This window comes from Agrobacterium sp. MA01, from assembly GCF_009650195.1.
Lineage (GTDB): Bacteria > Pseudomonadota > Alphaproteobacteria > Rhizobiales > Rhizobiaceae > Allorhizobium.
The window spans coordinates 2,480,851-2,502,927 of the sequence record NZ_CP045854.1 but is presented as its reverse complement, the minus strand read 5'-3'; the positions used below and the strand labels follow the sequence as shown (position 1 = coordinate 2,502,927).

Sequence of the window (22,077 nt, the reverse complement as noted above, 5' to 3'; positions counted from 1 at the left end):
ATGGGGACTGAAATGCAGCTGGCAAGGCGTTTCACAGCCGGCGCCCGCCTCATGACGTAGTTTTGAAGGCGAAGTGTGCAGCTGGCGTCGGCATTCCAGATCCAGATGTTCGACCTGCCGCTTACCGCTGATCGCTGTTTTCGCCTTGGACGATTTCCTGCCATCCGCGCTTCCAAAGGGCGAAGCCGCCGGCTGCCATGACCGTGAAGCAGGCGAAGAGGAGAATTATCAGCACATGGCGCTCCTTCTGCGGGAGGGGCAGGTGCTCAACTGCTGAGGTCGGGACATCGACCAGTCGGACAGGGGCCGCTGGGACGATGCTTCCGGTGGTCAGGCGATCTGCCGAGACGGTGGAAGCCGACGGGGCCACGATGACCTTGTCCTGGCTGGGCGGCGAGGCGGCACCGGGGCTTCCGAACATGAAGAGAGCCAAAGCCAAGCCGCTGGCAGCGGCGAGCCAGGCCAGTGAACGGCTTCGCCTTGAGGGTGGCGTGCATGCTTCCAATTCATAATCCATGACAGGCACCTTCATTCTTGTCCTGACCGCATGAAACCGTGTGATCGCGTCGTCATGGCGACGAAATTGTGGCGTTTCCCAACTCGAATTGTGATTTCGGCGGTGCTTGGGAAATCGTGCCCACAGACGCATTGGAATGGTGACGCAAATCTCTTGCGCCATCCGTGCTTTTGGCTTGAAAGGCCGGGGCTCTTTCGCCATAGAGCTTGGACCTGAGGCCCCGGAGAGCGGGGTCGATGTTCAATCAGCTCAGGACCTGCACAATGGCTTTCCTTGCCGACGCCCTTTCCCGCATCAAGCCTTCCGCGACCATCGCCGTCACGCAGATGGCCCGGGAACTCAAAGCGCAGGGGAAAGACGTCATTTCGCTCTCCGTCGGCGAGCCAGACTTCGATACGCCGCAAAACATCAAGGACGCGGCCGTTGCCGCCATTGCTCGTGGCGAGACGAAGTACACGCCGGTCGCCGGCATTCCGGAGCTGCGCAAGGCGATCGCTGACAAGTTCAAGCGCGAGAACGGTCTCGACTACAAGCCGGAGCAGGTGATCGTCGGCACCGGCGGAAAGCAGATTCTTTTCAACGCCTTCATGGCGACGATCAATCCGGGAGATGAAGTGATCATCCCCGCGCCATTCTGGGTCTCCTATCCGGAAATGATCGCGCTGTGCGGCGGCACGCCGGTCGCTGTCGAGACGACGATCGAGAACAATTTCAAGATGACCGCCGAGCAGCTGGACAAGGCGATCACGCCGAAGACCAAGTGGTTCATGTTCAACTCGCCGTCCAACCCGTCGGGTGCTGCCTATAGCAAGGAAGAGCTGAAGGCGCTGACCGACGTGCTGATGAAGCACCCGCATGTCTGGGTCCTGACCGATGACATGTACGAACATCTCGTGTTCGGCGATTTCGTCTACTACACGCCGGCCCAGGTCGAGCCTGAACTCTACGAGCGGACGCTGACCATGAATGGCGTGTCCAAGGCCTATGCGATGACCGGCTGGCGTATCGGCTATGCAGCCGGCCCGCTGCCGCTGATCAAGGCGATGGACATGATCCAGGGCCAGCAGACGTCTGGCGCCTGCTCGGTTGCCCAATGGGCGGCCGTCGAAGCGCTGAATGGTCCGCAGGACTTCATCACGGAATCCAAGAAGGCTTTCGAAGAGCGCCGTGACCTCGTCGTCTCGATGCTCAACCAGGCGTCCGGCATCGTTTGCCCGAAGCCGGAAGGCGCCTTCTACGTCTATCCGTCGTGTGCTGCGCTGATCGGCAAGACCGCCCCGTCGGGCAAGGTCATCGAAAGCGACGAAGACTTCGTCATGGAGCTGCTGGCGACCGAAGGTGTCGCGACCGTTCACGGCTCGTCCTTCGGTCTTGGCCCGAACTTCCGCGTTTCCTACGCGACCTCGAATGCCAAGCTGGAAGAGGCCTGCAGCCGCATCCAGCGCTTCTGCGCTTCGCTGAAGTAAGCAATTTTCTGGTTCAAACCATAAGAAAAGGGCCCGCGTTGCGGGCCCTTTTGCTTTGACAATAATGATCAACCCTTGGTCAGCTTGATGATCGTCGAGTTGCCGCCGCCACGCTGTTCGGTGACGGCGTAGACTGCGCCATCGGGACCAACCTTCACGTCGCGGATACGCGCATCGAGATCAACGCGCTCCTCGAACTTCACGCGATCATTCTCCATGTGCAGCACGACCACGCCCTGGCTGACGAGACCGCCGACGAGGAAAGCGCCCTTCCATTCGGGGATAGCGTCGGCATCGTAATAGGCCATGCCGGAGGGCGCGATGACGGGGTCCCAATAATAAACTGGCTGTTCGGTGTCGGCCATCTGGGTGATGCCGTCGCCCACTGCGGCGCCACTGTACTCGACGCCGTAGGTGACTTCCGGCCAGCCATAGTTTTTGCCCGCCTCCGGAAGGTTCAGCTCGTCGCCGCCCTTGGGGCCATGCTCTACCGTCCACAGTCGGCCCTCACCATCAATCGTGGCTGACTGGAGGTTGCGGTGACCAAGCGACCAGATTTCCGGCTGGGCGCCGTCCTCGCCGATGAAGGGGTTGCCTTCCAGGGCTTCACCCGTCTGGCTGATGCGGAAGATCTTGCCAAGGCCGCTCTGCAGGTTCTGGGCCTGAACGCGAGGCTCGGCATCGGAGCGCTCTCCGACCGTCACATAGAGCTCACCTTCCGGACCGAAGGCGAGACGGGAGCCGAAATGCTTGTTGCCGTCATAGCCCGGGGTCTGGCGGAAGATCACGGTGACGTCTTCGAGGGCGCCGCCGCCCTGGTCGTCGGCGACGAGGCGTGCAGAGGCAACCGATGTGCCGTTGCCGTCGTCATCCCGAGGTTCGGCGAAGGAGAAGAAAATCCTGCCCGAGCTTTCAAAGTCGGGCGCAAGAGCCACATCGAGCAGGCCGCCCTGGCCATCGGCGAGGACTTCCGGAACGTTTGCGATCTCGGGGCCGGCCGTGCCATCAGTGCCGATGATATGCATGGCACCCTGCTTGGCGGTCACAAGCATGCGGCCATCGGGCAGGAATTCCATCGCCCAGAGATGCGGCAGGCCCTCGGCCACGACCTCGGTCTTGATGTTGATAACCTCCGGTGGCTGCGGGGCTCTTGTCTGACCGGAAAAGGCCGGTTCCTGGTTCGGTGCGTTCGGTGCCTGGGTCTCGACCGGCGTTCCGGCCTGTTGGGCAAGGGCGGGAAGGGAGACGAGGCTGACGCTCAGCATGGTTCCGGCAAGAATGTGGGGTATACGCTTCATCAATTCCTCCTGGTCGAATGATTGGACCCGTTCAACGCCTGAAGTGGTCCGAAAGCTCCGCCTCGGTAGAGCGTGCCAGATCAAGTTCTCTTTATCGGATGGTGAGGAGAGGTCTCATCCGCAACGAGAGAGCGGGCCTGGTGGCCCGCGCTGACGGTTCTTGCTCATGCCGGAGTTTTGATCCAACTGCCGACATAGGGTGCGTTGGCGAAAACTTTCTCGCGGTCCCGCCACAAGGCCGGCAAGGCGAGGATGGCGAGCGCGCCGATGGTGACGGCCGTCTTGGTCAAATGTGACAGTTCCGGTGTCCGGGCGTCGATGTAGTAGACCGCATAGACGATCAGCACGTGCCATACATAAATGTGCAGCGAGTGACGGCCGAGAAGCTGCAGGAAGTTCAGGGTGAAGAGGCTCGTCAAAGTCGCGGCGATCTTGCGGATCACAGCATTGTCGTGGCGCGGGCCGGCGATCAGGATCCAGGCCATGCCATAGGCGACGACTGCGAAGTTGATGAGGTAGACCGGACCGAAATCGGCACGGACCTCCATCAGGCCGAATTTTTCGAGCACGAAGCCGGGCATGAAGCCGTGAGCGGTTGCTATCCGGAGTGGCAGGAAGAAGAGGGTGACCGCAAGTGCCGTCCAGGCAAGCGTCGTGCGCTTGGGGTCGAAGACCTTCTGCCACTCGATCTTCTTCATCGAGGTCAGGGTGCCGGCAATGATGCCGGCGAAAAAGACGATCTGCCAGCCGAGAAGGTTGAAGGACACGCGCAGGCCTTCCTTGTCCGGGGCGCCGGCGAGCCAGGCATCGAGCGGATAGGTGACGATGCGGTGCAGGCCAAGCTGAGCCGCCAGCCAGACCAGGAGCGAGCCGATGGCGACGCCGAGCCAATGGCCGCGCAGGCAAAGCCAGATCACGATCGGGGCGAAGACCATGTAGGCGATGTATTGCGGCAGGATGTCCATGAAGGTCGGCTGGACGAGGAAAGTGGCGACCGGCGCGAGCGAGCTCGGATCGAGCAGGCTTGCGTCACCCAACCAGTTCTTCCAGGCTGCTATTGCACCCGGCAGGACTAGCTGCAGGGCGAGCACGATCAGGATGATCGCCATGGCATAGCGGTAGAGTTCCAGCGCCCGCGTCCAGATCTTGTCGCGGCCGACCGTATAGCCGTCCTTCATCATCTTGCGGCTGTAGACCATGCCGGTCAGCAGGCCCGACAGGAAGACGAAGCCTTGGGCATCTTCGACGAAGGCGAGGTTGCGGTGGTTGATTTCGACGAGCCAGAGGCCCCCGGTGAATACCAAATGGTTGATCAGCATGAAGACGAGGAAGTACCCCCGCATGCCATCGATCACGTCCAATCTCTTCACGTTTGACTCCCGAGTTGGCCGCCTGGTCACCCGCGGCGGCGATCATCGTCCGCACCATGTTGACAATGCGGCGGGAGGCCCAGTCGGGGCCGATCCTCGCGGAGGGAACGGCGGTTTTTGACAAAAGTTCCGAGCCTGATTGCTCACGGAGCCGTGGTCGGATGCCGCAGTCAGAGCTGATCATGCGTGTTCAGAGCCCGAGGAAGGCGAGCATGATGAAGGTGGCGAAGAGGACCAAATTGGTCATGCCTTCGATTGCATTCGTCTCGCCATCGTTGAGATTGATCACGGCTGCGACCAGGGGCATGGCGACCTTGGTGGTCTGGACCGGCGTCGTCGTCCTTCCCCGTCCGATCGCTCGTCCGTTTGCGCCGGGGCCGTTTTGATGGAATACTCCTTCTCAGCCTAGGAGGAGAAGGCCATGGTGAAGATCATCTACGAGATCGTTCCTCATGATGGCGGTTGGGCCTATCGGCTCGGTGGCGCCTATTCGGAAGCGTTCCCGACCCATGACCAGGCCCTTGAAGCCGCACGCATCGTCATGCTGGAGCAGCAGGTCGGCGACGAGCCGGTGACCATCAGTTATCAGGATGAAACAGGACGCTGGCGCGAGGAATACAGCGATGGCGGCGATCGTCCGGAAGTCGAGATCGTCGATACCTTTGTCGACGAACAGAGACCTCCTGCCTGATGGCCCGTATAAGAACGTGATTCTTTTCAACCGTTTAAGGTCGTTCATTCACGTCGTGAGTCCACTTGTCTTGGTGGCGGCCGGAGCGTCGCAAGACAGCCTCTTCCAGTCGTTGAGGCCGGAAACCAAAGCATCGAAGGTGGCGCGATAGCGCGGCACGGCCTTCAGATTTTCGTGCATCACAACGAAGGTTTCGAGCGATATATCGAGTGTTCCTGGCAGGACTTCCACAAGGTCTGGTTCGCGGGCTGCGATGGCGTGCTGGCACATGCCGATGCCGAGTCCGGCACGGATGGCGGCGAGCTGGACCAGGTTGCTGTCGGCGCGGAAGTCGAAGCCGATGCCAGCCAGATCCTGCCGCTCCTTGAGGATGTCCCTGATATAGGCGAGCTGCCTGTCGAAGCCGATCAGGCGGTGTCTTGCAAAATCGCTCAAGGCGGTCGGCAAGCCATGGCGGTCCAGATAGCGTCGGTGGGCGTGAAAGCCGAGCGATAGCTTGCCGATCCGCTGGCTGAGCAAGGCGGCCTGTCTGGGCTGGACCATGCGAATGGCAATGTCTGCCTCCTGCTGAAGCAGATCCTCAACCGCATCGGAGGCCGAAAGCTCGATTTCCAGCCCCGGATGCTTCTCCTGTAGCTGGGCGAGGATGGGGGGCAGAGTTTCGACTGCTATCACCTCGCTGGCGCTAATGCGCACGGTGCCGCGTACCGCCTCCATGTCGCCTGACGCAATGCGAGCGAGAGCCGACGACATCGCGGCCATGCCAAGCGCATGTCCCTGCATGGCGCGCGCCTTTTCCGTGGGCAGCAGACCCTGTGGGCTGCGCAGGAAAAGCGGCGCGCCAAAGGCCTGTTCCAAAGCCTCGATATGTCGGCCGGCCGTGGGCTGGGTCAAACCCAGTCTGCGAGCGGCGGCCGACAGCGACCCGGTCTCGAGGACGGCGAGAAAGGTTCGGTAGTGATCCCAGCTGATTTGATCGATGATCATTCATATTTGTATATCGACTGAACGATCTTTGGCAATTCTGCATATCGTTAGTCGCTGTCACACTCAGTCCAGTTTCAATCACAGGAGATGAGCATGACAGAGATAAGGACAATGACATCGCTGGAGCGACCGCTTGCACTGGTGCTCGGGGCAACGGGCGGCATCGGGGGAGCGTTGGCGACAGCTCTTCTGCAGCGCGGCTACCGCGTTCGTGCCATGCACCGCGCACCGGAGCGCCAAACATCTGCTCGTCCGGCTTACGAGTGGGTGAGGGGTGACGCAATGCGGGCCGAGGATGTCTTGCGGGCGGCGGAAGGCGCAAGCATCATCGTGCACGGCGTCAATCCACCGGGCTATCGGAATTGGGGCGAGCTCGTCCTGCCGATGATCGACAACACGATTGCCGCTGCCCGCGCCGTCGGGGCGCGAATCCTGATGCCGGGGACGATCTATAATTTCGGCCGCGATACCTTTCCGCTCGTGGCCGAAGACAGTCGGCAGGAACCGGAAACGGTGAAGGGCCGCATCCGGGTGGAGCTCGAGCGGCGGCTGGAACAGGCGGCGGCGGAGGGCGTGCCCGTGCTGATCGTTCGCGCCGGGGACTTCTTCGGGCCTGATGCCGGCAACAACTGGTTCGCGCAGGGCCTCGTGCAGCCCGGCAAACCCGTGCGCTTCGTCGTCAATCCCGGGCGCAAGGGTGTGGGGCATGCCTGGGCCTATCTGCCTGACGTCGCTGAGACCTTCATGCGACTGCTCGATCGTGCGGATGAACTGCCGCGCTTTGCGCGGTTTCACATGGATGGCTTCTACGATGCCGATGGCACTGAGATGGTGGCGGCGATCGGCCGTGCCGTGGGCCGGCCCGGCATATTCTCCTTCGGCTTTCCCTGGCGTCTGGCAGGACTTGCCCGGCCTTTCATGCCCCTGATGCGGGAACTGTACGAGATGCGCTATCTCTGGCGTGAAACGATCCGGCTCGACAATTCCCGGCTCGTCGACTTTCTCGGGGAAGAGCCACAGACCCCGGTCGATGTCGCGGTCACCGCGACACTTCTGAGCCTCGGTTGCCTGACGCAGGCCGAAACTGCGGCTAGGGGTGAGCCGGTGCTACGTCTTGCGGGAGGTGAGCAATGAGCGGGGCTGTGGTTGCTGCTCCGATTGCGGTGCTTGTCTTCAGGGGGCTGGCGGTCACCGTGCTCGCAGGGGTCGTCGTCCAGTTCTTCCTTGCGGGCATGACGGTCTTCGGCGCCGGGATGGGCTGGGATGCGCATGCGGCGACGGGCGGGGCCTTGGGTGTGCCCTTGATCGGGCTCTTCCTGATGTCCCTGTCGCAAGGACTGCGGGCATACCGCGGTATCGCCGGCATGCTGTTCGCCCTCTATCTCGCTCAAGTGACGCTTGCCGCACTTGGTGGCGCACTGCCGCTTCTCGGGGCGCTGCATCCGGTCAACGGTCTGGTGATGGCGCTGGTCGCTCTTCAGCTTGTCAGACGCTTGAAGCCTCACAATCGAGGTTCCTTCTAGTCCAGGGGAAGGGCGCCCGGTGTCGCGGGCGCCCCTTTTAGTGTCAGGCAAGCGCCGGATAGGTCGTGTAGCCTTCCGCGCCGCCGCCGTAGAGCGTGGCCTGATCCAGCGGGTTGAGGCTCGCATCTTCCTTCAGGCGGCGGACGAGATCCGGATTGGCGATGAAGGGGCGGCCGAAGGCGACGAGGTCGGCATAGCCGCTCTCGACGGCTTCGATCGCAGAGGCGCGGTCATAGCCATTGTTGGCGATCCAGGCACCCTTGCCGCCAGCATTGCGATAGGCGGCCTTGAGGGCCTTCCAGTCGAAAGGCAGGACGTCGCGCGGACCGCCGGTCGCGCCTTCGATGACATGCACGAAGGCGAGGTCGAACTTGGCCAGCGCCTCGACGAGTGCCGTATAGACGGCCTTCGGATCGGGGTCGGAGACATCGTTCGCCGGGGTGGTCGGGGAAATGCGGATGCCGGTCTTCTCTGCGCCGATTTCCTTGGTCACGGCTTCGACGACTTCCAGCGTCAGGCGGATGCGGTTTTCGATCGAGCCGCCGTATTGATCCGTGCGCTGGTTGCTGTTCGAACGCATGAACTGCTCAAGCAGGTAGCCGTTGGCAGCGTGGATCTCCACCCCATCGAAGCCGCCTTCAATGGCAGCCCGTGCCGCCTTGCGGTAGTCTTCGATGATGCCGGCCAGTTCTGCCGTTTCCAGAGCACGCGGCTCGGAGGTCTCGACGAATGCGCCGGAACCATCGGGATTGAGGATATAGGTCTTGGACTGCGCCGCGATGGCGGAGGGCGCGACCGGGGCACCGCCCTCTGGCTGCAGGCTCGTATGCGAGATGCGGCCGACATGCCAGAGCTGGGTGACGATCTTGCCGCCTGCTGCATGCACGGCGTCGGTGACCTTCTTCCAACCGTCGATGGCTTCGGACTTGTAGAGACCGGGAACGTCGGCATAGCCCTGCGCCTGGTGGGTGATCGCCGTGCCTTCGCTGATAATCAAGCCCGCAGTCGCACGCTGGCGGTAGTACTCGACGTTGAGATCGTTCGGAAACGCGCCCGGTGACCGGTTGCGGGTCAGCGGCGCCATGGCGATGCGGTTCGAAACGGGGATGGTGCCGACGGACGTCGGTTCAAAAAGCTTGGACATGAAACCTCTCGGGAGTTTCCAATGATGGGAAGGTTCATTGGGGATCCCGATGTGGGGCCTCAGAGTGTTCCATTCAAGGTCTTGACGAACTCCGCGATGGCATCTTCATTGCGGCGATAGAGAACCCGCTGGCCGACACGCTTGGAACTGATGAGGCCCGCGCGCTGAAGGGTCGCGAGATGGGCGGAAACCGCGGATTGTGACAGGCCGGATCGCTCGAACTGACCGGCGCTAATGCCGTCGGTTGCGTCTTCTTTGGGCACCCCGAAGTACTCTTTGGGATCCTTGAGCCAAATCAGCATTTCCATGCGCGCCGGGTGAGCCAGCGCCTTCATCACGTCCTCTAGGAACATTTCCCCTCCAAATCGTCTGCATTTTCAGTCTGCTGCGGAGAGATCTCTGCCGTTGGGGCCGAGAGGCCCGGCGTCAGTTCCGCCAGACGCTGTAACGGCTGGAAGGATCTATTGTTCCAACAAAATAACAAAAAAAGAGGGCCACCGGAATAACCAGGGCCCTTTGAATTGTGAAGGTCAAAAACCTCCAGAGGGGAACAGCTGCTGCGGTGGAACTGGGAGGAAAAAGCCACCATGTGCATCAGCTGTGTGCGATATGGTGGTTTTTTGTGCAGTGAACAATGCATTTTTATGCATGTCAGGCATGCATGATGCGCAAGTCTGTGTGCGCAACCTACTAAAAGGGCAGCCGTCAGGCTGCCTTAGAAGTTCCAGTTTCGGGCCTTGGCGACGATGAAGTCCCTGAATGCCTTCAGCTTTGCGGCGTTCTTGATCTCGTCGGGATAGCAGAAATAGGTGTCGAAGGAAGGCACGTCGGCACTGGTGACCAACTGCAGCAGACCCGGATCGCGGCCGACGATGTAATCCGGCAGCATGGCGATGCCGATACCGAGCAGGCAGGCACGCTTGATCGAGGTCAGACTGTTGATCTGCAGATGCGGCATGCGCGGATTGTCGGAGGACCGGCCGGCGACTTCCAGCCAGTTGACGTCCAACAGGTAATTCGGTGCCGGTTCGCCGAAGGTGATAATCCGGTGGTTGTCGAGATCCTCGATGGACTGCGGTTCGCCGTAGCGGTTGATGTAGGACGGTGCCGCATAGACGTGCATATGCACCGTGAACAGCTTGCGCTGGATGAGGTCCGATTGCTGTGGCTGGCGGAGCCGGATTGCGCAGTCGGCATGGCGCATGTTGACGTCGAGTTCCTCGTTGTCGAGGAGCAGCTGGATCGACATGTCGGGGTAGAGCTGCAGAAATTCCTGCACCTTGTCGGTCAGCCAGCCCTGGCCGAGGCCGACGGTGGTCGTGACCCGCAGCTTGCCGGACGGCTTTTCGGTCGTCTCGGTCAACTGCATCTTTACCGTCTGCAGCTTCAGGAGAACGTCATGGGCGGTGCGATAGAGCAGTTCACCCTGTTCGGTGAGGATCAGGCCGCGCGCATGGCGGTGGAAAAGCTTGACGCCGATGTCCTGCTCCAGGGAGGAGACCTGGCGGCTGATCGCCGACTGGGACAGATGCAGCTTGTCGGCCGCGTGGGTGAAGGACCCAGCTTCGGCGGCCGCATGAAAAATGCGCAGTTTGTCCCAGTCCAGCGGCATGCCGCCCCCTCTCATGGCGGCTATTCCGCGGCTTGTTGTGTCTCGACGGGCAGGGCCGAGAGGAAACGTTCGGCCTCGAGCGCTGCCATGCAGCCCATGCCGGCGGCGGTGATCGCCTGGCGGTAGACGTCGTCGGTCACGTCACCGGCGGCAAAGATGCCGGCCACGTCGGTTGCGGTCGAATCCGGCGCGGTCCAGAGATAGCCGTTGGACTTGAGCTTCAGCTTGTCCTTGAACAGTTCGACGGCCGGCGCATGGCCAATGGCGACGAAGACGCCGTCGATCGGCATGTCGGTGACGGCACCGGTCAGCGCATCCTTGAGCCTGACGCCGGAAACGGACGGCGGCATCGGCGGCTTGGCCGGGGCGCCGGTGATTTCCTCGACTGTCGTGTTCCAGAGGACGCGGATGTTCTCCTTGGCGAAGAGACGTTCCTGCAGGATCTTTTCCGAACGGAAGCTATCACGGCGATGGACGACGGTGACCGACTTGCAGATATGCGAGAGGTAGAGCGCTTCCTCGACGGCCGAGTTGCCGCCACCAACGACGATGACGTCCTTGTTGCGATAGAAGAAGCCGTCGCAAGTGGCGCAGGCGGATACGCCGAAGCCCTGGAAATGCTGCTCGCTCTCGATGCCGAGCCACTTGGCCTTGGCGCCGGTGCAGATGATCAGCGTGTCAGCGGTCCAGATCTGGCCGCCGTCGGTCTTCACAGTGAACGGACGATGGCTGGTGTCCACCTCTGTCACGAGATCGCTGACGATTTCCGTGCCGACATGGACCGCCTGATTGAGCATCTGTTCCATCAGCCAGGGGCCCTGGATCGGATCGGCAAAGCCCGGGTAATTTTCCACATCCGTGGTGATCATCAGCTGACCACCCTGTTCCATGCCGGCGATCAGAACCGGCTTCAGCATGGCGCGGGCGGCATAGATCGCAGCGGTGTAGCCGGCAGGGCCGGAGCCGATGATCAGCACCTTGGTGTGGCGGGCAGTCATGTCGCTTCCTTTCAATGCGCGGTCTTCGTCTTCGATCGGGGGTATCAAGCGCAGGCAAACCCGACCGTTGCGCAACTGTCGCCCATTTAGGATCGAAGCGACAAGCAATTCAAGGCATGGCCCGGCATTAGCAACAGAGCTTTGCGCGTCCACGCAATAATTGTGCGTGAACGCGGAGGATTCTTGCCAATTACGTCTGAAAGAGTAGATATCGCACACATCTTCAAAAGGATCGACCGTGCTCAAGGTAGAACTCGACGCCATCGACCTGCGCATTCTGAAAGAATTGCAGCGGGACGGGCGCATGACCAATGTGGAACTCTCCGAACGTGTCGGCATTTCGGCGCCGCCCTGCCTGCGCCGGGTACGCAAGCTCGAGGAGGCCGGCGTGATCGAAAGCTATCACGCCATTCTGAATGCCAGCCGGCTGGGCTATGATCTCGTTGCCTTCTGCATGGTGGGATTGAAGCACCAGTCGGAAGCCAATCTGAAGGCCTTTGCGGCGGCGACCGACAGCTGGCCGATCGTCCGTCAGGCCTGGATGGTCAACGGTGACAGCGATTTCCTGCTGCATTGCGTGGCGGAAAATCTGACCCGTTTCCAGGACTTCGTCATCGAAGTGCTGACGGCCAACGAACATGTCGACACAGTCAGGACGATGTTGACGATCCGGCAGGTGAAGAAGGTTGGTTTGGTGGAGATCTGAGCGGCCCGCTCAGAAAGGTTTCAGCGCTTCTGCCAATCTCGTGCGGAAGCCTGTGTCGATCTCGACGAAACGTTGGCGCGCAGCACTGCCCAGCGCCTGTTTTTCTGCCACGTCCATTGTCAGCAGGTTCTCGATGATCTTTTCCATCGCCTCGAGATCAACGAGATAATTGGTGCCCAGATGTCTGGGCTCCGTGCGTCCATAGGGAATGAGAATGCCGCAATCGGCGGTCACGTGCTCGTTCATCGGCGGGCCGTCGGTGGTGACGGTGACCGCCCCGACGGAGAGCGCTTCGACCAGATGATGGCCCCAGCCTTCGGAGCGAGACGGGCAGAGGTGGATCCCGCAACTGTTTTGCCATTGCCTGAGTTCGGCATCGGTGGTGTAGCCGCTGACCACACGGATATTGGGGATCCCGGCGGCCTTCGGATGCGGGTCGCGCTGGACCAGAACCAGTTCCGGCCACTCCGCATGACGGGACCATAATTCGATAACGTCTTCCGTGCCCTTCAGCGTGCTGCCGCCCGCCAGATGGAAGAAGCTGTTCCAGTTTTTGGCAATGCTCTCGTCGAGCCGGTCTTCCGAGGTGAAGCCGACATAGGCGGTGGAGGCCCCGAGGCTGCGGAAAATCTCTTCGGCATGGCGGCTCTTGGCCAGAACCAGGTCAATACTCTTCAGCCGGCCAATGTGGCGGCGCGGAAAGCGCTCCTGGTTCGGGCAGAGCAAGTTTAACCTGCTGGCGCTGAACCAGTGCGGAAAGGCGCGTTCGATATGGATGATGGTTTTGGCCTGCTTGCGGCCGAGGATCCGGTCGAAAAACTTTCTTGCCCGAATGCCTTTTGTTGCCACACCCTCGGAGCGGCCGATGGAGGCCAGTGCTTCGATCAGCAGCGACGTGTCGCGTGTCAGCCCGAAACTGTTGTCCTTGTTGACAATGAGGATGTCGAGCAGATCGCGGTCGGCCATCGGTCAAACTGTTCCGGATGTTGCGGGCTTGGGGCGGGCACTTGCCTGGGGCAGGGTAGTCCCGAGCAGGCTTGCGTAAACGTCGGCCAGCTGATCCGCTTCGCGTTCCAGCCCGAACGCCGCTTCGACGTGTTCGCGCCCGCGTCGACCGGCCTCCATTGCCTTTTGCGGCTCCAGAAATGTCGAGATGGCATCGCGCAGGCGCCCATAGTCACCGGCCGGCACGACGGAGCCGGTCTCGCCTTCGATGATCATCTCGGCATAGGCGCCGGCGTCACTTGCAACCACGGCGGTGCCTGAAGCCATGGCCTCGAGCGGCGTCAGGCCGAAGCCCTCGTTGCGCGAGGGGGCGACGTAGAGCGTCAGACGGCGATACCACGGCTTGATGTCATCGACTTCGCCGAGGAAACGGATGCGGTCTGTCAGGCCTGCAGCGGCGATGTCGGCCTTCAGCTTGTCTGCAAAGGCCGTGTGTTCCGCGGTGATCCGGCCAGATATCACGGCCGTCCATTCCGGATTGCCCGGAAGGAGCTCGATCATGGTGTGGACGAAGAGATCCGTACCCTTCTGATGGCGCACCCGACCGAAACATCCGACCAGATGCCGGCCCTTCAGATCTTCGGGAAGGCTCGTGTCGAGCTTGTCCGACGGATGAAACAGCTGAAGGTCCACGCCGTGGCGAATGACGCGATGCGGGACCTTGAGAAAAGAACCGGACTTTCCATTCGTCGCAACCACGCCGTCCATCTTCGAGATGAGCCAGCGGGTGTAGCGGCTGTGATGCCTTTGGGCCGCAGACGTGAAGAGCAGCTTCAGGGGCATGCGGAAGATGTCGCGGAGGATCAGGCCCACCAGCATCTCGTTGTTGCGACGGGCATGCCAGACGCGGGCAGGGGTAGCGTTCGGCCGCTTCCAGAGGCCGGGTAGCTCGGCCCAGCGCATTTTCGGCAGGTGACCGGGCAGGCCGGGACCAAGCGTCAGGATGCCTAGACCCTGGCGCCTTTGTTCCGGCACGAGCTGGATCACGGTCGATGTCACGCCGGAGAGGCGCCGCTTGAAATGCGGCGCAATCACCGTGATGTCGTCGAGGGATTGCGCCACAGAGGAGCCCTTCCGGCCTAGATCAACCCCACTTGACCGCGAGGATCTCGTAGGCCTTGGAGCCGCCGGGGGCGACGACTTCGATGCTGTCGCCAGCTTCCTTGCCGATCAGCGCGCGGGCGATCGGCGAGGAGATCGAGATGCGGCCGGCCTTCACGTCGGCTTCCTGGTCGCCGACGATCTGGTAGGTCTTCTCTTCTTCGGTGTCTTCGTCCATCAGCTTGACTGTCGCGCCAAACTTGATCTTCGAGCCAGACATCTTCGAGAGGTCAATGACCTCTGCGCGGGCGATCAGGTCTTCCAGTTCGCCGACGCGGCCCTCATTGTGGCTCTGTGCTTCCTTGGCGGCGTGATATTCCGCATTTTCGGAAAGGTCGCCATGAGCGCGCGCCTCGGCAATTGCCTCGATGATGCGCGGACGCTCTTCCTGCTGACGCCAGCGCAGCTCTTCGCTGAGCTTTTCGAAACCGTTCTGCGTCATCGGTACTTTGTCTACCATTTCCTCTTCCTTCGTCTTCATGGCCGCGAGCGCGGGCACAAAAGAAAACAGGTTCCGAAGCAAAGCTGCGGAACCAGTCACAAATCACGTTACGGCAGACTATAGCAGAATGCTTTGCGCAATTTCCAGAGTTTTCGTCGGGCGCCTCCTAAAGCCGACCTGACGGCAAGAAAAATCAGCGAAATCAACGATCATGATGCCCGGTGGACGCAATGTCGCAAGGCGGAAACTTGACCATTGTCATGGGAACGTATAGAGAACATTTCCATGAAGAAGTCGCTCAAAGAACGTCTCGCCATTCTCTCCGACGCTGCGAAATACGATGCCTCCTGCGCGTCCAGCGGGACGACCAAACGCGACTCGTCCGCCTCTGGCGGTCTCGGCTCGACAGAGGGGTCGGGCATCTGCCATGCCTACGCGCCTGACGGCCGCTGTATCTCGCTTCTGAAGATCCTGCTCACCAATTTCTGCATCTATGACTGTGCCTATTGCATCAATCGCTCTTCGAGCAATGTCGAACGGGCGCGGTTCACGCCGGACGAGGTCGTCTGGCTGACGATCGAATTCTACCGTCGCAATTACATCGAGGGCCTGTTTCTCTCCTCCGGGATCATCAAATCCTCGGATGATACGATGGCCGAAATGGTGAAGATCGCCAGGGACCTGCGCACCAAGCACGAGTTTCGCGGCTATATCCATCTGAAGACCATCCCTGAGGCATCCGCGCATCTGGTCGAGGAGGCGGGGCTTTATGCCGATCGCCTGTCGATCAATATCGAGCTGCCGACCGATCACGGGCTGGAGCGCTATGCGCCGGAGAAGCGTCCGGTCAACATCCGCCGCTCGATGGCGGATCTGAGGCTGAAGATCGACGAGGCGCGCGAGCCGACGCTCACCGGACGGCGCAAGAAGTTCGTGCCCGGCGGCCAGAGTACCCAGATGATCGTCGGGGCTGACGGCGCCAATGATGCGACGATCCTCGGCTCCAGCGCGCGGCTCTACAGCAGTTACGGGTTGAAGCGTGTCTACTACTCCGCCTTCAGCCCGATCCCCGACAGCTCGAAAAACCTGCCGCTGATCAAGCCGCCCTTGATGCGCGAGCATCGGCTCTATCAGGCGGACTGGCTTTATCGTTTCTATGGTTTCTCGGTCGAGGAAATTTCGTCGATCGGGCAGGGTGGCATGCTCGATCTTGAGCTGGATCCCAAGCTTGCCTGGGCGCTGGCGAACCGCGATCGTTTTCCTGTTGACGTCAACAAGGCGGATCGGGAGACGCTACTGCGTGTCCCGGGTTTTGGGACGAAGACTGTGAACGGCTTGCTCTCGGCTCGCCGCCATCGGCGCGTGCGGATCGAGGACCTGACGCGTCTTGGTGTGTCGCTCAAGAAGGTACGGTCCTTCATCGTCGCCGAGGGATGGTCGCCGAATCGCAGCCTCGATCGGACCGATTTGCGAGCGGTGTTTGCGCCACCGGCCGAGCAGCTGTCGCTATTCTGATGCGAACCGTCACGCTCGAAGGGCGAGGGGCGTTCGCCGAGTGGCGCGATGCTGCACGTTCGCTCCTGGCTGATCGGGTGACACCCGATCAGGTTCGCTGGCAGCTTTCGGGCGAGGGGGGCGATCTCTTAGGCGCGATGCCGCCAGAGACCGGGCCTGTCGATGTGCCTTCCGGGATCGTCGTGCCGAAGGGCTTCATGGAGGCGGCGGAGGCGGCGATCTGCCATACGGATCCGGCTCGATTTTCACTTCTCTATCGCATTCTCTGGCGGCTGCAGGCGGAACGCAGCCTTCTGCAGGTTAGCTCCGATCCTGACGTCTCGGACCTCATCCGCTTGATCAAGAATATCAGGCGCGACAGCCACAAGATGAAGGCCTTCGTGCGGTTCCGCGAAGTCGAGGGTGTGCGGGCGGGACGGCGGCGTTTCGTTGCCTGGTTCGAGCCGGAGCATTTCATAGTGTCGCGCACTGCCGGCTTCTTCCAGCGGCGCTTCACCGACATGGACTGGCTGATCGCGACGCCGAAGGGCTCGGCCGCGTGGAACGGGCAGGAGCTCAAAACGTCGCGCGAGCCGGCCGCCCGGCCGGAAGCGGAGGATGAGACCGACGAGCTCTGGCGGACCTATTTCGCCAATATCTTCAATCCGGCGCGGTTGAAGATCAAGGCAATGCAGTCGGAAATGCCGAAGAAATACTGGAAGAACATGCCGGAGGCCTCGCTCATTCCGGACCTGATTGCGGGTGCGGAGCGGCGGGTCGCCGAGATGGCAGAGAGGCAGGCGAGCCAGCCGCCGGCCTTTCACGAGCGGCTACAGGCGCAGTGGCGTGAACGAGAAGACGAGGAGGAGTCGGTCAATCTGCCGCCGCTCGAACGGCTGCGGGAGGAAGCGGCAAGTTGCACGCGCTGTCCGCTGCATTGCCATGCGACACAGACGGTGTTCGGCGAGGGGCCGGAGGATTCGGCGATCATGTTCGTCGGGGAGCAGCCCGGCGATACCGAGGATCTGGCGGGAAAGGCGTTCATCGGTCCGGCTGGCCAGGTCTTCGATGAGGCCGTGGCGGCGGCAGGGATCGACCGTACTCAGGTCTACGTCACCAATGCCGTCAAGCATTTCAAATACGAGCGGCGCGGCAAGCGGCGGATCCATATGCGTCCGGAAGCCGGTGAGGTGGCGCATTGCCGCTGGTGGGTCTCAAAGGAGATCGAGATCATCCGGCCGCGCATCGTCGTGGCGCTCGGTGCGACCGCCTATCTGTCTCTGACGGGCGAAAGCCGTCCAATCGCCGAGGTGCGGGGCATGCCGATCCCGATGCAGGACAACCGAATGCTGCTTGTCACGACGCATCCAGCGGCGATCCTCAGGATGCCCGACGAGGATCTGAAAGCGCGCAGCCTAGAGGCCTTTCGGTCGGATCTTCAAGGCGTGCGGCGGCTTTTCGACACGCTGCCAGCCCTTTGACGAGGTGCTTCTGTGGCCGTCGATGCGGCTTTCTTCGACTGCCGTTCGCACATACAAATCGGTCGCAATGGCGGCGAGCAGGAGGAGCGTCGCCGTCGCCAGCGCGCAACAGAGTGCGAACCCGCCGGCAAAGCTGTCGCGCGCCATGCCGATCCAAGGGGCGGCTTCTTTTCCCGTCTTGCGGCGAACTCTCAGCGCTGATCGACCGGGCTCCCGCGACTGCCGGAGTGGCCGCCGCTCGCAATCTCTCCCTTTAATCTTCCGTTCATGTTCGGCTCATGCAGCTTTCAGCTTCGCGACCCATCTTCATGCCAACGCACTGGGATGGTCCCAGCGTCGCCAATGAGGTCAAGAAATGTTCAGATTTGCCGTTTCGACATTTGCTGCTGTGATGATTGCCTTCTCCGCCCAGGCGGAGATGCCGGTCAAGGCAACGATCATCGACAGCACCATCACCCAGGCCCAGGTCGAGGCCGCCCAGGTTGCCTGGGGCGACGCGCTCGTGAAGATCGCCACGGATTACAAGGACGGCGGCATCGACAAGGCCAAGGCAACGGCCAAGGCGGTGATTGACGGAGCCTATGGCTATAACCTCGGCCCGGTGCTGTTCAAGCCGACTCTGACCGTCGAGCCGCAGACCTTCCGGCCGACGGCCGAAGGGGCGCTCGCCTATTTCGTCGGCCATGATCCGAACTACCCTGCCGATACCGGCTTTGCGCTGAAGGGCTGGACCTCGGTCAAGATCGAGAATTCGGCAATCTTCATCAGCGGCAAGACTGCGCAGACCATTGGCAAGGTCCATATCTCCGATGCCGAAGGCAAGGTCACCACAGTCGACAAGACCTGGGGCTATCAGCTTGACGATGCCGGCAATCTGCGGATCGTCCTGCATCACTCCTCGCTGCCCTATACCGTCAACTAACACTTCCGATCAGCAAACCTCAGCCTGTCTGGTTGTGTTGCGCGCCCCTGAGCACTCCTCAGGGGCGCGTCGCCGTCAGGCGATAGCCTAGGCCCCGGATGGCAGTGATTTTCACATCGGGGTCCAGACTGGCAAGCTTACGCCGAAGCCGGCTGACATAGACATCGACGACATTGGTCAGCGGATCACGATCGGCCGCCCAGACCCGCGCCAGAATGCGTTCTCGGCTGACCGTTGCCCCGGCCTGTGCGGCCAGCAGTTCGATCATTGCCATTTCCAATCCACTGAGCAGGACCTCGCCAGTTGCGCTGCGCAGACCCGGCAGTTGCCGATCCAGCGTAATCTGACCAATCTGCAAAAGCTTGGGCGCAGTGGTGGGCTTTGCACGGCGCATCAGCGCTTCAATTCGGGCCAGCAATTCATCGAAATCAAAGGGTTTTGCCAGATAGTCATCGGCCCCGCGTCGCAAGCCATCAGCGCGCTCCTGGCTTTCTCCCATGGCGCTCAACATCAGCACCGGGACCTGATGGTTGCGCTGGCGTAGCATCTGGCAGAGGCTCAATCCATCGAGTTCCGGCAACATGACATCAAGAATGACAACACCTGCCAGGTTCTCCGTCGCGCAGGTGCGGGCAAAAGTCTCGGCGGCGGCCAGGCCCTCGCGGCCGTTTCGGATCCAGGTGACGGTATAGCCTTCGGCCTGCAGGCCGCGCTGCAGAAAATCGGCAACCCGGACATCGTCCTCAATCAGCAGAATGTTCATTGAGGCTCCTCATCCGTCAATGGCGGCGACAGCGGCAGGGTCAGGCGTGCAAGCGTGCCGGTACCCTGTGGCGATTCCAAGATCATCAGGCTGCCGCCCTGGGCCTCGGTTAACTGCCATGCGATGGCCAGACCAAGTCCGAGACCATCGGGTCTGTGCGTGCGAGCCTTGCTTGAACGCCAGCCGCGATCAAAAACATGGGGCAGGTCTTCGGCGCTGATGCCGATGCCCTGGTCGATGATGTCGATCTCAATACGCTCAGCCGCGGCTTTCGTGACGCTTACCTGGACCTCGCCACCGGGATGCGAATAGCGGATGGCATTGTCGATGAGGCAGACCAGAACCTGGCGGAGCCGGTTGGGATCAGCCTCGACCACATCCTTTGGCAGAGGGTCCGGCCCTTTGAGCTGAACGGCCCGTTCGGCCGCCATGGCGCCGGCAGCCTCCAGGGCCGCATGAAGCACCTCACCAAGTACCAGCTCTGAACTCTCGATCACCGGCCGGGCCTTCGGATCGCGCACCAGCACCAACAGATCCTCGATCAGGTGTCCCATCTGGCGTGAGACCGTGACGATCCGTTCCAAGGCGGAACGATAGGCGCTGCTGACAGGATTTTTCTGTCTAAGGGCCACTTGGGCTTCACCGCGGATCACGGTGACCGGGGTGCGCAGTTCATGGCCGATATCGGCAAGCAATTGGGCACGTGCCCCTTCCGATGCCGCAAGTTCATCCACGGTGCGGCTGAGTTCGGCGGTGCGGGTGGCTACCTGCTGTTCAAGCTCAATCCGGTCTTCGGTGGCGCGGTTGCGGGACTGTTCAACCTCACCCGCCATGCTGTTCAGCTGGTCGCCGAGGTGGCGGAATTCGAGATCGCGAAAGCGTTGAAAACGATAGGAGAAATTGCCCCTTTGATAGGCGCTCAAACCCTGTTCCAGCTGTTCCAGCGGTTGACGGAAGCGGCTGACCAGAAAGGTGGCGAGGACAAAGGTGGCAAACAGTCCAAATCCGCCGGCGAACAGAAAGAGCTGGCGTGCGGTGGCCAACCCGGCATTGGCCCGCGTCCGTTCCGCCTCCAGCGCCATTTCCTCGGCGACAAGCGCCTTTTTCAGGGCCTGGGCTGGCGAAATCCCCTGTACCTGGCCGAACTGGATATCGACCTCGGCCATACGCGAGACCGTGGGCGAGGGGGATGTCAGCAGGGACGCTGTCTCCAGCTTGAGGCTGGCGACTACATCCTTCAGAAAGGCAAGAAGCTTCGTTCTTTCTTCATGCTCCACGAGGTTCTTGTGGCGAGCGCGATCCATGTCACGCGCCAGGCTGGCCTTCTCCGCCACCCGCGCTATCAGGCCATCCATGCGCTCAAGGATTGCGCTGCGCTGGGCGGGGTCTCCGGGTTCATTCAGCAATCTGCGGAAGCTCCAGTTGCGAAGTGCCGCCTTTTCCAGATCGAAACTGAGGAGTGCTGAATAAATGTCGTGGGCAATCCGCCCGCGCTCTACGCGGTACTGGGATTCGTTCAGCACATACCAGCCGGCGAAAGCAAGGATGACGGTTGGGATGGCCAGACCCAGAAAGGCCAGCCGCAGCTGGGTCACATAACGCAGGGATAGGTCAAGTCGTGTGCGTTTCATCGTGCGCCGCTGTCATGATTTGAGACGAGGTCATTCTTCTCTAACCGGGCCGCTCGCCGCCGGCATCCTTTTTTCTGCTGGTCAGAGCGGTTGGAAGGTGGCTTTGAGTGCCGCACGGCAGTGGGAAATGCCGCCGCAAGAAGCCACCGCTCAGCAAGCACCTTGCGCCGACCGAAGCGGTCGCCCAACGGGTGTCGAGAAAGCCGGCGACCATCAAGCTGGAGATGTCGTCGATCCGTAAAGGCTAGGTGGCCGAAGGATCGAGGTCGGGTCACGATCGCTGGCATGCCGAGAAACAGGACCAAGAGGTCCATTGATAGATCAAGGAAGGCAATCGACAGGATTAAGAGGCCGATCCGATGTTGACGGGTTGCGAACATGGCCTCTTCAGAGACCGAGGTCAGCCTCTAGTCGGTCGAAGTTCTGCTGGTTGGCGGCTGCGATAAAGCGCTCGATTTCGCGGTTTTCCGGCGTGTCGTCAAACTGCATAAGCCAGGTCATGCGTGTTCCCTCGGCCTCCGTGGCGAACGTCACTTCGAGCGTGAAGACATGCATCGGCTCATGGTGGAGCGCCAGGATCCGTGACGGCGGTTCTATCGCCTGAAAGGTCCAGTGATTGGCAAAGCCGGTGCCGTCGGAATTGGTCATGGTGACCAGCCAGTCACCGCCGGGCGAAAAGTCGAAATGGGTGATTTCGTTGGTGAAGCCGTGCGGTCCCCACCAGCGGGCAAGGGTTGCCGGATCGGAAAAGGCGGCGAAGAGGGTTTCGGCCGGAACGTCGAAGATACGTTCGGTGACAATGTGCAGCTTTTCCATCAAAAACCTCCAGACGATCACAGCTTGCCAATGTGGGGGGCTTCGCGTTTAACACGTGGCAGACCCGGCCGGATAGTCTCGCGACACGGCAGGGTTCAGGAGGGGTATTT

At 61.2% G+C, this 22,077-nt stretch carries 22 protein-coding genes and 1 pseudogene; 8 read left to right on the top strand and 15 right to left on the bottom strand.

Annotated elements, in window-relative coordinates; genetic code table 11:
• Positions 1-121: 121 nt before the first annotated feature.
• Complete coding sequence (locus tag GH983_RS12160) at positions 122-679, bottom strand: hypothetical protein (RefSeq protein ID WP_153762506.1); 558 nt, start codon at positions 677-679, stop codon at positions 122-124.
• Between the two features lie 101 nt (positions 680-780).
• Here GH983_RS12160 and GH983_RS12155 point away from each other — a divergent pair, with 101 nt between their 5' ends.
• Positions 781-1,983 (top strand): pyridoxal phosphate-dependent aminotransferase, encoded by a 1,203-nt coding sequence (locus GH983_RS12155; protein WP_153762505.1) that lies wholly within the window; start codon positions 781-783, stop codon positions 1,981-1,983.
• A 68-nt stretch (positions 1,984-2,051) separates the two neighbouring features.
• On the opposite strand, the gene GH983_RS12150 is transcribed toward GH983_RS12155, so the two are convergent.
• From GH983_RS12150 to GH983_RS12140, 3 genes and pseudogenes are all read right to left on the bottom strand, one after another.
• Positions 2,052-3,281: a PQQ-dependent sugar dehydrogenase gene (locus tag GH983_RS12150; protein ID WP_153762504.1), complete on the bottom strand. Its 1,230-nt coding sequence runs from the start codon at positions 3,279-3,281 to the stop codon at positions 2,052-2,054.
• 164 nt (positions 3,282-3,445) lie between these two features.
• Positions 3,446-4,651 carry an OpgC family protein gene (locus tag GH983_RS12145; protein ID WP_153762503.1) on the bottom strand — a complete coding sequence of 402 codons (1,206 nt, stop codon included), beginning with the start codon at positions 4,649-4,651 and terminating at the stop codon, positions 3,446-3,448.
• A gap of 190 nt (positions 4,652-4,841) precedes the next feature.
• Positions 4,842-4,985 (bottom strand): annotated as a pseudogene (locus GH983_RS12140) (calcium:proton antiporter); the annotation flags it as partial.
• Between the two features lie 87 nt (positions 4,986-5,072).
• Between GH983_RS12140 and GH983_RS12135 the strand changes: the two are divergent.
• Positions 5,073-5,342, top strand: a complete 270-nt coding sequence (locus tag GH983_RS12135; protein ID WP_054151533.1) for a DUF2188 domain-containing protein — start codon at positions 5,073-5,075, stop codon at positions 5,340-5,342.
• Between the two features lie 48 nt (positions 5,343-5,390).
• Here the strand turns inward: GH983_RS12135 and GH983_RS12130 are convergent, their stop codons facing one another.
• On the bottom strand, positions 5,391-6,329 hold the full coding sequence (locus GH983_RS12130) for a LysR family transcriptional regulator (protein ID WP_153762502.1): 939 nt from the start codon (positions 6,327-6,329) through the stop codon (positions 5,391-5,393).
• A gap of 93 nt (positions 6,330-6,422) precedes the next feature.
• Between GH983_RS12130 and GH983_RS12125 the strand changes: the two genes are divergently transcribed.
• A complete protein-coding gene (locus GH983_RS12125; protein WP_153762501.1) occupies positions 6,423-7,463 on the top strand; it encodes an NAD(P)H-binding protein in 1,041 nt (346 codons plus the stop codon).
• Complete coding sequence (locus tag GH983_RS12120) at positions 7,460-7,852, top strand: DUF6220 domain-containing protein (protein WP_153762500.1); 393 nt, start codon at positions 7,460-7,462, stop codon at positions 7,850-7,852. Before GH983_RS12125 ends, GH983_RS12120 begins: the two co-directional genes overlap by 4 nt.
• Before the next feature lie 43 nt (positions 7,853-7,895).
• Here the strand turns inward: GH983_RS12120 and GH983_RS12115 are convergent, their stop codons facing one another.
• The 4 genes from GH983_RS12115 to trxB form a co-directional block, all read right to left on the bottom strand.
• Positions 7,896-8,996 carry an alkene reductase gene (locus GH983_RS12115; protein ID WP_153762499.1) on the bottom strand — a complete coding sequence of 367 codons (1,101 nt, stop codon included), beginning with the start codon at positions 8,994-8,996 and terminating at the stop codon, positions 7,896-7,898.
• A 59-nt stretch (positions 8,997-9,055) separates the two neighbouring features.
• Positions 9,056-9,349, bottom strand: coding sequence for a helix-turn-helix transcriptional regulator (locus tag GH983_RS12110; RefSeq protein WP_054151538.1), 294 nt, complete (start codon positions 9,347-9,349; stop codon positions 9,056-9,058).
• Positions 9,350-9,711: 362 nt separating this feature from the next.
• Positions 9,712-10,608, bottom strand: a complete 897-nt coding sequence (locus GH983_RS12105) for a LysR family transcriptional regulator VtlR (protein ID WP_054151539.1) — start codon at positions 10,606-10,608, stop codon at positions 9,712-9,714.
• 20 nt (positions 10,609-10,628) lie between these two features.
• Positions 10,629-11,606 (bottom strand): thioredoxin-disulfide reductase, encoded by a 978-nt coding sequence (gene trxB, locus GH983_RS12100; RefSeq protein WP_153762498.1) that lies wholly within the window; start codon positions 11,604-11,606, stop codon positions 10,629-10,631.
• A 238-nt stretch (positions 11,607-11,844) separates the two neighbouring features.
• Between trxB and GH983_RS12095 the strand changes: the two genes are divergently transcribed.
• Complete coding sequence (locus GH983_RS12095; RefSeq protein WP_054151541.1) at positions 11,845-12,312, top strand: Lrp/AsnC family transcriptional regulator; 468 nt, start codon at positions 11,845-11,847, stop codon at positions 12,310-12,312.
• Positions 12,313-12,321: 9 nt separating this feature from the next.
• On the opposite strand, the gene GH983_RS12090 is transcribed toward GH983_RS12095, so the two are convergent.
• Genes GH983_RS12090 through greA form a run of 3 tightly spaced genes read right to left on the bottom strand, consistent with a single transcriptional unit; the run spans position 12,322 to position 14,878 of the window.
• Positions 12,322-13,278 carry a glycosyltransferase gene (locus tag GH983_RS12090; protein WP_153762497.1) on the bottom strand — a complete coding sequence of 319 codons (957 nt, stop codon included), beginning with the start codon at positions 13,276-13,278 and terminating at the stop codon, positions 12,322-12,324.
• Between the two features lie 3 nt (positions 13,279-13,281).
• Positions 13,282-14,379 (bottom strand): glycosyltransferase family 4 protein, encoded by a 1,098-nt coding sequence (locus GH983_RS12085; protein ID WP_153762496.1) that lies wholly within the window; start codon positions 14,377-14,379, stop codon positions 13,282-13,284.
• Positions 14,380-14,401: 22 nt separating this feature from the next.
• Positions 14,402-14,878, bottom strand: a complete 477-nt coding sequence (gene greA, locus GH983_RS12080) for a transcription elongation factor GreA (protein ID WP_054151746.1) — start codon at positions 14,876-14,878, stop codon at positions 14,402-14,404.
• Positions 14,879-15,145: 267 nt separating this feature from the next.
• Between greA and GH983_RS12075 the strand changes: the two genes are divergently transcribed.
• From GH983_RS12075 to GH983_RS12065, 3 genes are all read left to right on the top strand, one after another.
• Positions 15,146-16,375, top strand: a complete 1,230-nt coding sequence (locus GH983_RS12075) for a putative DNA modification/repair radical SAM protein (RefSeq protein WP_153762495.1) — start codon at positions 15,146-15,148, stop codon at positions 16,373-16,375.
• On the top strand, positions 16,375-17,835 hold the full coding sequence (locus GH983_RS12070) for a UdgX family uracil-DNA binding protein (protein ID WP_153762494.1): 1,461 nt from the start codon (positions 16,375-16,377) through the stop codon (positions 17,833-17,835). Before GH983_RS12075 ends, GH983_RS12070 begins: the two co-directional genes overlap by 1 nt.
• 355 nt (positions 17,836-18,190) lie before the next feature.
• Positions 18,191-18,757, top strand: coding sequence for a phosphoribosyl-AMP cyclohydrolase (locus GH983_RS12065; RefSeq protein WP_054151546.1), 567 nt, complete (start codon positions 18,191-18,193; stop codon positions 18,755-18,757).
• A 58-nt stretch (positions 18,758-18,815) separates the two neighbouring features.
• Here GH983_RS12065 and GH983_RS12060 read toward each other — a convergent pair whose 3' ends face one another.
• The 3 genes from GH983_RS12060 to GH983_RS12050 form a co-directional block, all read right to left on the bottom strand.
• Complete coding sequence (locus GH983_RS12060) at positions 18,816-19,520, bottom strand: response regulator transcription factor (RefSeq protein ID WP_069043730.1); 705 nt, start codon at positions 19,518-19,520, stop codon at positions 18,816-18,818.
• Positions 19,517-21,151, bottom strand: coding sequence for a cell wall metabolism sensor histidine kinase WalK (locus GH983_RS12055; protein WP_153762493.1), 1,635 nt, complete (start codon positions 21,149-21,151; stop codon positions 19,517-19,519). Before GH983_RS12055 ends, GH983_RS12060 begins: the two co-directional genes overlap by 4 nt.
• 387 nt (positions 21,152-21,538) lie before the next feature.
• A complete protein-coding gene (locus GH983_RS12050; RefSeq protein WP_069043732.1) occupies positions 21,539-21,967 on the bottom strand; it encodes an SRPBCC domain-containing protein in 429 nt (142 codons plus the stop codon).
• Between the last annotated feature and the right edge of the window lie 110 nt (positions 21,968-22,077).

Bases quoted from the DNA above. Each gene is read 5' to 3' on its own strand.
- GH983_RS12160 (WP_153762506.1), bottom strand. From the start codon at position 679: ATGGCGCAAGAGATTTGCGTCACCATTCCAATGCGTCTGTGGGCACGA.
- GH983_RS12155 (WP_153762505.1), top strand. From the start codon at position 781: ATGGCTTTCCTTGCCGACGCCCTTTCCCGCATCAAGCCTTCCGCGACC.
- GH983_RS12150 (WP_153762504.1), bottom strand. From the start codon at position 3,281: ATGAAGCGTATACCCCACATTCTTGCCGGAACCATGCTGAGCGTCAGC.
- GH983_RS12135 (WP_054151533.1), top strand. From the start codon at position 5,073: ATGGTGAAGATCATCTACGAGATCGTTCCTCATGATGGCGGTTGGGCC.
- GH983_RS12130 (WP_153762502.1), bottom strand. From the start codon at position 6,329: ATGATCATCGATCAAATCAGCTGGGATCACTACCGAACCTTTCTCGCC.
- GH983_RS12125 (WP_153762501.1), top strand. From the start codon at position 6,423: ATGACAGAGATAAGGACAATGACATCGCTGGAGCGACCGCTTGCACTG.
- GH983_RS12120 (WP_153762500.1), top strand. From the start codon at position 7,460: ATGAGCGGGGCTGTGGTTGCTGCTCCGATTGCGGTGCTTGTCTTCAGG.
- GH983_RS12115 (WP_153762499.1), bottom strand. From the start codon at position 8,996: ATGTCCAAGCTTTTTGAACCGACGTCCGTCGGCACCATCCCCGTTTCG.
- GH983_RS12110 (WP_054151538.1), bottom strand. From the start codon at position 9,349: ATGTTCCTAGAGGACGTGATGAAGGCGCTGGCTCACCCGGCGCGCATG.
- GH983_RS12105 (WP_054151539.1), bottom strand. From the start codon at position 10,608: ATGCCGCTGGACTGGGACAAACTGCGCATTTTTCATGCGGCCGCCGAA.
- trxB (WP_153762498.1), bottom strand. From the start codon at position 11,606: ATGACTGCCCGCCACACCAAGGTGCTGATCATCGGCTCCGGCCCTGCC.
- GH983_RS12090 (WP_153762497.1), bottom strand. From the start codon at position 13,278: ATGGCCGACCGCGATCTGCTCGACATCCTCATTGTCAACAAGGACAAC.
- greA (WP_054151746.1), bottom strand. From the start codon at position 14,878: ATGGTAGACAAAGTACCGATGACGCAGAACGGTTTCGAAAAGCTCAGC.
- GH983_RS12075 (WP_153762495.1), top strand. From the start codon at position 15,146: ATGAAGAAGTCGCTCAAAGAACGTCTCGCCATTCTCTCCGACGCTGCG.
- GH983_RS12070 (WP_153762494.1), top strand. From the start codon at position 16,375: ATGCGAACCGTCACGCTCGAAGGGCGAGGGGCGTTCGCCGAGTGGCGC.
- GH983_RS12065 (WP_054151546.1), top strand. From the start codon at position 18,191: ATGTTCAGATTTGCCGTTTCGACATTTGCTGCTGTGATGATTGCCTTC.
- GH983_RS12060 (WP_069043730.1), bottom strand. From the start codon at position 19,520: ATGAACATTCTGCTGATTGAGGACGATGTCCGGGTTGCCGATTTTCTG.
- GH983_RS12055 (WP_153762493.1), bottom strand. From the start codon at position 21,151: ATGAAACGCACACGACTTGACCTATCCCTGCGTTATGTGACCCAGCTG.
- GH983_RS12050 (WP_069043732.1), bottom strand. From the start codon at position 21,967: ATGGAAAAGCTGCACATTGTCACCGAACGTATCTTCGACGTTCCGGCC.